Origin of the sequence: Vibrio sp. Hep-1b-8 (assembly GCF_006124995.1) — a bacterium.
Lineage (GTDB): Bacteria > Pseudomonadota > Gammaproteobacteria > Enterobacterales > Vibrionaceae > Vibrio.
In genome coordinates, this window is the sequence record NZ_QEWN01000007.1 from 53,727 (window position 1) to 61,751 (window position 8,025).

General features: G+C 45.1%; 7 protein-coding genes. All 7 read right to left on the reverse strand.

Annotated elements, in window-relative coordinates; translation table 11 throughout:
• Positions 1–4: 4 nt before the first annotated feature.
• Positions 5–862, reverse strand: coding sequence for a carbohydrate ABC transporter permease (locus DA100_RS02805; protein ID WP_138970773.1), 858 nt, complete (start codon positions 860–862; stop codon positions 5–7).
• The gene (locus tag DA100_RS02810; RefSeq protein WP_138970774.1) at positions 859–1,782 is read right to left on the reverse strand and encodes a sugar ABC transporter permease; all 924 of its coding nucleotides are present in this window, start codon (positions 1,780–1,782) and stop codon (positions 859–861) included. The genes DA100_RS02805 and DA100_RS02810 overlap by 4 nt, the downstream gene beginning before the upstream one ends.
• A 117-nt stretch (positions 1,783–1,899) precedes the next feature.
• A complete protein-coding gene (locus DA100_RS02815; protein WP_138970775.1) occupies positions 1,900–3,147 on the reverse strand; it encodes an ABC transporter substrate-binding protein in 1,248 nt (415 codons plus the stop codon).
• Between the two features lie 143 nt (positions 3,148–3,290).
• Positions 3,291–4,751 carry an ATP-binding protein gene (locus tag DA100_RS02820; protein ID WP_138970776.1) on the reverse strand — a complete coding sequence of 487 codons (1,461 nt, stop codon included), beginning with the start codon at positions 4,749–4,751 and terminating at the stop codon, positions 3,291–3,293.
• Positions 4,741–5,463, reverse strand: a complete 723-nt coding sequence (locus DA100_RS02825) for a response regulator (RefSeq protein ID WP_138970777.1) — start codon at positions 5,461–5,463, stop codon at positions 4,741–4,743. The genes DA100_RS02820 and DA100_RS02825 overlap by 11 nt, the downstream gene beginning before the upstream one ends.
• 204 nt (positions 5,464–5,667) lie before the next feature.
• A complete protein-coding gene (locus DA100_RS02830) occupies positions 5,668–7,134 on the reverse strand; it encodes a protein adenylyltransferase SelO (protein WP_138970778.1) in 1,467 nt (488 codons plus the stop codon).
• Positions 7,135–7,599: 465 nt separating this feature from the next.
• Positions 7,600–8,025 (reverse strand): DUF2913 family protein (locus DA100_RS02835; RefSeq protein ID WP_138970779.1); only part of this gene is annotated, 426 nt, incomplete at its 5' end.

Genomic DNA, 8,025 nt, shown 5'->3' on the forward strand with positions numbered 1-8,025 from the left:
ATAATTATCCTTTTACCGACCCAGCCGTTAGGCCGCGAACAAAGTATTTTCCTGCTAATACATAAACTAATAGTGTTGGCAGCGCCGCGATAATCGCCGCAGCCATATCAACGTTGTACTCTTTGACACCAGTACTGGTGTTAACCAAGTTATTGAGTGCAACAGTTATTGGTTGAGTTTCTGAGCCTGAATAAACCACCCCGAACAGGAAGTCATTCCAAATCGCTGTGAACTGCCAAATCACCGTCACCATGATGATAGGCGTTGAGATTGGTAACAGAATCTTGAAGAAAATAGTGAAGAAGCCTGCACCATCTAGCTTCGCCGCTTTAACCAGTTCATCAGGGACGCTGATATAGAAGTTGCGGAAGAACAGTGTAGTAAACGCCATACCGTAGATAACGTGAACAATCACTAGCCCAGCAGTGGTATTCGCCAAACCTAACTTGCCAAGTACTGCTGCCATTGGCAAAAGGATGACCTGGAACGGAATGAAACAGCCGAACAGCAATAGGCTGAAAAACAGATTAGAACCACGGAATTGCCATTTGGTCACAACGTAACCATTAAACGCGCCTAATAGAGTTGAGATAGCCACGGCCGGAATAACCATCTGGAAAGAGTTCCAGAAGTAACCTTTAACACCTTCACACTTAACACCAGTACAAGCACTGTCCCATGCTTTAAACCAAGCATCGAACACCCACTCAGTTGGTAAACTCATTAAGTTACCCGCTTTGATATCTGGCAAGGTTTTAAATGAGGTAATGAACATTACGAACAGTGGCATCAGGTAAACCAGACAGAAGAACACCAGTGTCGAATAGATAAATAGTCGAGAAAAATTGACACTACGCATCATGATTTTTTCTCCCTAAGTTCAGAGTAAAGATAAGGTACTAAGATGGCTAAGATACCTGCTAGCATCATCATCGCACTCGCCGCACCCAGGCCTATCTGACCACGAGTAAATGAGTGAGCATACATAAATAGTGCAGGCAGATCGGAAGAGTAACCAGGTCCACCGGCTGTCATAGCGGTCACCAAGTCAAAGCTCTTGATCGCAATATGAGAGGTAATAATCACCGCGCTGAAAAACACCGGGCGCAAACACGGCATAATGATTTGCCAGTAGATAGTCGGTAAACTTGCGCCATCAATTTGCGCCGCTTTTATGATCGAAGAGTCGATACCTCGCAAGCCGGCTAAAAACATCGCCATGACAAAGCCAGAGGACTGCCAAACCGCGGCAATAACCAAGGTATAAACAGACATATCCGAGTTAACCAACCAATCAAATTTGAACTCGGTAAAGCCCCAGTCCTGCATTAATTTTTCGATACCTAATCCCGGGTTAAGAATCCACTTCCACGCCGTACCGGTCACGATGAATGACAACGCCATTGGATAGAGATAAATGGTACGGATCGCCCCTTCCTGACGGATGTTCTGGTCGAGGAAGATAGCCAAAGCCACTCCTAAACCAATTGCCACCAGCATAAACAGCAGGCCGAAGATACCTAGGTTAGTGATTGATGTGATCCAACGGTCGTTCTCCATTAGCTTTTCATACTGGGCAAAACCCACGAAGTTAAAGCTAGGCAGAAAGCGCGAGTTGGTCATTGAAAGTGCCGCCGTCCAGAAAATGTAACCATAGATACAAACCACAGTCACAAGCACTGTCGGGGCAAGAACGATTTTCGGCAGCCAATGTTGAAGTCGGTCGCCTAGGTTAACCTTGGCTTTTGACTTCTTATCAGACCGAGTAACAACATGCTCCATAACGAGTCCTTACGTCATAAGACCCTAATCAAATTCCTGATCGGGTAATAGAGAAAGGGCAGACAGGCTCCCCACAAGCCTGCCTGCCCTTTGGGGGTGTACTTAAACGAGCGAAGTTTAAATGGCTGCTTTAACGGCCTTAGCCAGTTTTTGAGCCGCTTGCTTAGGATCCGCTTTGTCATCATTGAAGAAGTTAGTCACTACGTCGTAGATGGCACCTTGTGCATAGCTCGTTGTTGATAGACCGTGCGCCATACTTGGTACTAGGTCACCAGACTGAGCGCTCGCCTTAAATGTCGCCATAGAGTCCAGTGCACACTGGTCAAACTTAGACATATCCATATCTAGGCGCACAGGAATTGAACCTTTGTTTAGGTTAAACACCTCTTGGAACTCTTTAGTTAGGATTGTACGAGCTAGATCTTGCTGAGCTTTCTGATTGTCTTTGTTGCTAAGCTCGAAGAAAGCGAAGCTGTCGATGTTGAACGTGAACTGTCCATCCGTACCTGGAGCAGGTGCACAGATGTAATCTTTGCCTGGAACTTTACCAGCAGCGGTAAACTCACCTTTCGCCCAGTCACCCATGATTTGCATCGCCGCTTCACCGTTAATCACCATTGAGGTTGCAACGTTCCAGTCACGTCCTGGTGAGTTTGCATCGATGTAGTCACGCACCTTCTTGAACTTAGTGAACACTTCCACCATCTTGTCACCAGAAAGCACATCCATGTCTAGGTCTACAAACGCTTTGTTGTAGTCTTCACTACCTAGTACATCCAGTGCGACTGCTTCGAATACAGTGGCATCTTGCCAAGGCTGACCACCATGAGCGAGTGGTACAAAACCAGCGGCTTTAATTTTTTCAGCCGCAGCAAAGAACTCATCCAATGTGGTTGGCAACTCTACGCCCGATTTCTTAAGCACTTCAGGGTTAGCCCAAATCCAGTTAACACGGTGAACGTTGACCGGCACTGCGACGTACTCACCGTTGTATTTCATCACTTTGGTGACTACTGAAGGTAGGATTTCATCCCATTTTTCTTGTTTTGCTGTGCTCTCAAGAGAAGTCAGGAAGCCAAGACCGCCCCACTCCTGAATGTCATGACCTTTGATTTGTGCTGCTGATGGTGGATTACCTGATACAGCACGAGTTTTCAAAACCGTCATAGCAGATTCACCGCCACCACCAGCTACTGCGAAATCTTTCCAAGTGTGGTTTTGCTCTTCTAGCATCTCTTTAAGAACAGCAGCAGATTTTGCTTCACCGCCCGCAGTCCACCAGTGAAGAACTTCAACTTCACCAGCAGTTGCAACATTAGCAGCAGACAATAGAGAGAGGGTAAGTAGGGTTTTATTAAGTTTCATTATTATCTTCCATGTATTGGATTAGACATTCAGGCCAACAGCTCAATGACCCCAAGCGTTCTTGCTTGTACTAAACAGAGTCTATCCAAATTGAAATTTAAGATTGAAACAAACGGTAAACGCCACGTAACAATTATGTTACATTACACCTCTAGGTTCGATGGAATATAGATTTGGGCGCGTAAGCCTTTTCTGGGTAAGTTATCAATAATGAGATCTCCGCCATGTCCGTGAAGAATATTCCGGCAGATACCTAAGCCTAAGCCATGCCCATTTTCATCATTTGCCAATCTAAAATAGGGTTCAAAAACGGCTTCGAGCTTATCTTCAGGAATACCTGGACCATGATCCTCAATGACAATACTGACCCACTCCTGATTGGTGAGCACTTCAATCTCAGCACGATGACCATATTTTACTGCGTTATCGACTAAATTACTGATCACTCGCTTGATCGCTAATGGTTTCGCAACAATTGGCTCAATTGGGTAGGGATCAAACTCAACCGTTTGCTGGTGTTGGTTCAATGGTTCAATCACACTCAGTATCATCTCATTGAGATCAATGTAGGCATTGTTTTCATGTAGGTCGGTGTCACGGACACACTGCAACGCCCCTTTAACCATCATTTCTAGTTCATCAAGGTCACGATTAAACTTGTCGCGTTTGGTGTCGTTTTCAAGCAACTCGGCCCTCAGCCTTAAACGTGTGATGGGTGTTTTCAGGTCGTGGGAAATCGCCGAGAAAAGATGCTCCCTATCCGCTACATAACGGCGTATCCGCTGCTGCATACGATTAAATGCACGCGTCGCGGTGATCAATTCGCTCGCCCCCTCTTCCTTTATAGGCGCTTGATCGATGTCCATGCTCATCTCATTCGCGGCCTTAGCTAATCGCTTGAGTGGCTTAACCTGACGCCGTACCAACAAGTAAGTAAGGAACAATAAAATCGTGGTAGAGAAGAGCAGAAACATCATCTGTTCACGACCGATCAAGGTATCGTCGAGAGTGACATAAGGTGCGGGTAATAGAGCCGCAATATAGACCCACTCATGGGTTTTTAGCTCAATTTGTACCACGAGAATCGGTGGATCAATGGGATTGAGCGTCAGCGTATGGTGAGCCCACGACTTAGGTAAGTCATGCAGATAAATATCATTTTTGAGCAGTCTCAAGTTATCTGGATGAGAAAAGTCGACTTGAATCGACTCGACCTTAGGTAGCTTTTTGGCTAACACACTTTCAATTGCTTGCAATGAAGCTAACTTCAGCGGGGTATCCTCTATCGGATCGACGATTAACTGCTCTTTATTGAATGAGACGAAAAAACGAGTCCCGCCCATATTTCGGATCTGATCCAATACAATATGGCGATACTTGACCGGCAAAGATTGAAAGAAGGTCACTGTCGAAGAGAACATATTTGCCATGCTTTCAGAAGCAGAGCGGATACCTTCCAGCTCCTTCTGTTTCGACTCGGCGTACCAAATAGTCGTCGCCACACCTTGAGCGAGCACAACCGCCAACAACGTTAACCCCAGAGTTCGGCTGACTAGCGAATTGGGCTTGAAACGGCGTAACCAATTTTGCAATTTATTGCTCATAACTCACAGGCACCGCGAGAATATAGCCATTACCACGCATCGTTTTGATGTAATGCGGGAATCTTGCACTGTCACCTAACCTTTGGCGCAATCGGCTAAGCTGGACATCGATACCGCGTTCAAAGGGTAACGCTTCTCGACCGCGAGTCGCGAAAGAGATGGTGTCGCGGTCAAGTACTTCATTTGGACGTTTAAGAAATAGCATCAGCAATGCAAAGTCACTGCCTGACAAGTCATGAGACTCATGGCGCTCGACATGAGTAATTCTGTGTGCCAAGGGATCCAGTTTCCAATCACCAAATACGATGGTTTTAGCGATAACACTGGCAGGCAGCTCTTCTACTACGTTAACTCGGCGCAACACGGCTTTTATCCGTGCGGTGAGGTGACGTGGATTGAACGGTTTTGCGATATAGTCATCTGCACCAATCTCAAGGCCGATGATCTGATCGGTATCATCGGAGACCGCAGTGAGCATAATGATGGGGACAGAAGAGTGACGGCGCACTTGCTGACACAAAGTAAAGCCATCATCTCCCGGCAGCATCACATCAAGCAGGATAAGTTCAGGATAACCCTGTTGTTCAAGATACGACTTCATCTGTTCGCCGTCATTGACCGCATCAACCTGATAACCTTGCTTCGTCAGGTATTCTTCCAATAACTCACAAATCTCTTGATCATCATCGACAACAAGAATTTTAGCTGACATACCCTTACCTACTACTGAGCGACTTTAGTACTGAGGAGTGTAAACAGTTCTTATTCGGTAATTTGTAAGATATTACTTAGAATTTGAACCCCTTGCGGACTCACATCACATCTTATTAACAAAAAACGAATTATCGAACCTTCTAACCAAACCCATCAACCGCACCCTACTCAAAGAGAAACTCATCGCTTGGAGCCCACGTCATTAAGATGAACAGCTAATCTCCATCTTTTTGCCCCAATCAGGTGGTAGGTTGGCATACTGACTCATCTCAGGCTGCTCATCAAAAGGGTTTCTCAACAAGGTGGCAAGGCGCTCTACTTCGCTGAAATCGCCCTCTTCTGCTCGATCTATTGCAATTTGAGCGAGGTAGTTACGCAAGATGTACTTCGGGTTTACCCGACGCATGGCTTGGCAACGTTCGTCGGCGGAAACCACCTCTCCATGGCCATTATGTTCATGCTCACAGCGTTCTAGGTATTGTGCCAACCACTGATTTATCGCCTGCTGGTCGACAAAAAGATCCAGTACCGCTTGAATCCCTTTGATATCGATCGATGACAATTCGCGTAAAAAACGCGTGTAATCAATACCCTGTTGATGCAACAACTCAAACATTGCACCAAACAGTTGCGTATCACTTTGCTGCTGACTATTGATACCCAATTTACTTCGCATCAGACGGCTAAACTCCTGACCTAACAATGGCTCAAACTGCGATAGGGCTTGTTCTAGATCCTCTCTCAATATGAGAGGAGACAAGCTGTGAGCTAAGGCTGATAGATTCCAAAGCGCAATGCGTGGTTGTTGATTAAATGCATAGCGCCCTTGGTAGTCAGAGTGATTGCAAATATAACTTGGGTCATAATCGTCAAGAAAACCAAATGGACCGTAATCAAATGTATCGCCAATGATCGACATATTGTCCGTGTTCATTACCCCGTGCGCAAAACCATACGCCTGCCATTGCGCTATCATTTTTGCAGTGCGTTGGACGATTTGATCAAACATCGAGAGATAAGGTTTCTCATTGTCCCGTGCTGAGGGGAAGTGCCACTCAACAACTCTGTCAGCTAATAACTGAAGCTCTTCAAGTTGATTGGTATAGAAGAAATGCTCGAAATGACCAAAACGAATATGACTGCGTGCCATTCTAATTAATAGAGCACCTTGCTCACACTTCTCTCTATAGACAGGGGTATCACTCACCAACATCCCTAAAGCTCGCGTCGTTGGGATACCAAGTCCTGCCATCGCTTCACTGCATAGATACTCACGAATTGTTGAGCGCAACACTGCCCTGCCATCCCCCATCCGTGAATAAGGCGTTAAACCAGCACCTTTAATATGCAAGTCAAAGACTTCGTTATGATGATTAGTCAACTCACCGAGCAATAGACCACGGCCATCGCCTAATTCAGGGTTATAAACACCAAATTGGTGTCCTGCATACTTCATGGCAACAGGCGGCGAGTTTTCTATGATGTATTCGCCAGTCAGAAACTGTTTCAGATCTCCGTCAGGAGCCTGTAGGGGTAAATTAAATTGCTCAGCAAACTGTCCGTTCCAAATAATCCAACGCGTATTATCAAGAGGTTGCGGTGCGACAGGCGTATAAAAAGCATCTGGCAAGGAGGCAAAACGATGAGAAAGTGACGACAGCGAAAACATATACAAACCATTAACAGTATGAATCACTGCGAAACTAACATAGCAAATGAGTGAGATCCAGAGCCGCCTTGAGTCTCCGTACACTTAAGTGAGTAATTACTTCCTCGTCAAGGCTTGCTCGAAAACTAAATAATACTGAATACCAATACAATACCGAACAATGAAAACAGACAAGTGCGGCTGATAACGCCAAAATTGGAAGGTTGGATCATTTCTTGATGCTGCATAAACCACTCTCTCTTTTTTGTTACATAGTCATTACAATATGATGAATTTTCAATATTTTCACAATGCACACTAAGATTAAATTTTTATGACAAGCGTCTACACTTTTTATTCACCCTGTTCTAACTACGGATAATTAGAACAATAGGGGGGAAATCACTGAAAAGTTAACTATGTTCAAATGCAATAAGTAGAACATTATTATAACGTATTTAGTCAGGAGGCCATGTGCCACTTTTTTTATTTTTGTAAGCTCAAAGAGATACGTACAAAGTCGCCATCTTCAAATTCGACTTTATGCTCAAATAAGGACGACGAATAAATAGTACGCATCAAGGTATGCTTTTCGCCGTGAGTCCCACGAAACAACATAGAAATATCCGCAACCAAGCGATTACGATTGTTGAAATGAGCGTTGAGATCCGTAGAAAGCACACACAGCAAACAGCCTTTCGGGTTATGTTTTAGATCCACCTCTTGAGGACTTGAAACCAACACTGTGGTGTTTAACTCCCTCTCTAAGGTGTTAACCAACAGCAAAAAACTGTCGAGATGAGGTAACTCGTCCCCTTCTACCGGCGGGAGTAAATTCCCAAGCATCCCTTCCATATCTAAGCGCTGTGAGCGAGCATGGCTGACTAACGAGCGTACTTTCTTCTTGAAGGG